Source organism: Burkholderia sp. LMG 13014, assembly GCF_905232215.1.
In the GTDB taxonomy this organism is placed as follows: domain Bacteria; phylum Pseudomonadota; class Gammaproteobacteria; order Burkholderiales; family Burkholderiaceae; genus Burkholderia.
Window position 1 is genome coordinate 1 of sequence record NZ_CAJNKE010000966.1, and the last position, 1455, is coordinate 1455.

A 1455-nucleotide genomic window follows, 5' to 3' on the forward strand; every position below is an offset into this window, starting at 1 on the left:
CGCGCACGCAAGGCCGCCTGACGCACCGCGTTCCGACGCAAAAACGCCGCCGTTGCCTGCGCACGGCGGCGTTTTTACATCTGGCGGCAGCTTCCGCGCGGTCAGCGCATCAGCGCCGCAGCAGATAGGCGAGCAGCACTTCGGTGTTCATCCGGACCATCTCGGCGCGCTCGTCGGTGTCGGTGAAATCGCGGCCGAGCGTCGCGGCGAGCGTGAAGCGGTTCGACACGATGTAGTAGCCGAGCCCCGACAGCGTCACGTAGAAGCGCAGCGGATCGACGTCGGTGCGGAACAGCCCGGCCTTCTGGCCGCGCGTCAGCACGTTGCCGAGCTTGGCGACGATCGGCGACATCATCTCGCGGATCCGCGTCGATTTGTGCAGGTAGCGCGCTTCGTGCAGGTTCTCGTTGTTGATGAGCCTGAGCAGTTCCGGATGGTCGCGGTAGTAGTCCCAAACGAAATGCGCGAGCCGCGTGACGGCTTCGACCGGCGCGACGCCGTCGAGATCGAGCTCGCGCTCGGCTTCGGTCAGCGCGGAGAACGCGTGTTCGAGCACGGCCGTGAACAGCTGCTCCTTGCTGCCGAAGTAGTAATAGAGCATGCGCTCGTTGGTTTCGGCCCGGCGCGCGATCTGGTCGACGCGCGCGCCGAACAGCCCTCCACTCGCGAACTCTTCGGCTGCCGCCATCAGGATGCGGCGGCGCGTACCTTCAGGATCTCTTTTGATTTTTGGCTGATTCATGTGGCGTTTTGCTATGTGAGCCGCGTGATCCGGACCGGCACCCCCACCGCCTAGGCGCCGGCCGCCCTGGAACGGGCGCGCCGCGGGCGGCCGCCCTCCTGCTGAGCCCCTGCAAAAAAGCGGTTCGATTATGCGCACAGACGGCGTCCAGCGCAATGCGGGAAATCGGCGATAATCGAGCTTTGGCAAACCTTTCCGGCCGCGCCCGACGTGGCCGAGAGCCATTCGGCGCCGCTGCGCCCGTTGTCACCGTGACCGACTCCAAAACACTCGCGGATCGCATCGAAGATCTGCTTCCCCAGACGCAATGCACGAAGTGCGGCTATAACGGCTGCCGTCCGTACGCCGAGGCAATCGCCGCCGGCGACGCGAACTACAACCAGTGCCCGCCCGGCGGCGCCGAAGGCATCGCGCGCCTGTCGAGCCTGCTCGGCAAGCCGGTGATTCCGCTGAACCCCATCAACGGCAGCGAGCATCCGCGCGCGGTCGCCTTCATCGACGAAAGCCTGTGCATCGGCTGCACGCTGTGCATGCAGGCGTGCCCGGTCGACGCGATCGTCGGCGCGCCGAAGCAGATGCACACGATCATCGAGTCGCTGTGCACGGGCTGCGACCTGTGCGTGCCCCCCTGCCCGGTCGACTGCATCGCGATGCTGCCGGTAACCGGCGATCGCACCGGCTGGGACGCGTGGTCGCAGGAACAGGCCGATGCC

Annotated in this window: 2 protein-coding genes; one reads left to right on the forward strand and one right to left on the reverse strand. The window is 66.4% G+C overall.

Annotation, left to right across the window (positions count from 1 at the left end; translation table 11 throughout):
- Positions 1–109: 109 nt before the first annotated feature.
- Entirely contained in the window at positions 110–742 is a 633-nt protein-coding gene (locus JYJ84_RS36585; RefSeq protein ID WP_043189021.1) for a TetR family transcriptional regulator, read from the reverse strand.
- 155 nt (positions 743–897) lie between these two features.
- Here JYJ84_RS36585 and rsxB point away from each other — a divergent pair.
- Positions 898–1455 (forward strand): electron transport complex subunit RsxB (gene rsxB, locus JYJ84_RS36590; RefSeq protein ID WP_205185607.1); only part of this gene is annotated, 558 nt, incomplete at its 3' end.

Excerpts from the sequence above, each read along its gene's own strand:
- JYJ84_RS36585 (WP_043189021.1), bottom strand. The coding sequence starts at position 742 with ATGAATCAGCCAAAAATCAAAAGAGATCCTGAAGGTACGCGCCGCCGC.